1 protein-coding gene is annotated in these 310 nt (G+C 66.5%); it reads right to left on the reverse strand.

The features are described from left to right. A partial coding sequence (locus RAD10_RS41625; RefSeq protein ID WP_461622004.1) for a VCBS domain-containing protein occupies positions 1-310 on the reverse strand: 310 nt, incomplete at both ends.

Here is a 310-nt window from a genome sequence, read left to right on the forward strand (position 1 = left end):
TGGGCTTCGCCCGTGTCGGGATCCACAATCGTGAGCTGGCCGCTGGTGTTGAGGGCGGCGGCGGTGTCGCCTTCGGTCAGCGACTTCGAGTCCGATGAGACCGTCGCCGCGTCGTTGCTGCCGGTGATGGTGACCGTCACGATGCCGCTCGCGGTGCCGTCCTGGCTGGTGACCGTGAACTGATCCTGAACCTGCTGGCCGGCGGTGAGCTCATTGTGGGCGCCATTGCCGGCGTAGCTCCAGGCGCCGTTGGCGTCGATCGTGAAGTCGCCGTAGGTGCCGTGAGCATTGGTCTGGGCTACGACATGGG

This window comes from Bradyrhizobium sp. 23AC (assembly GCF_054863025.1).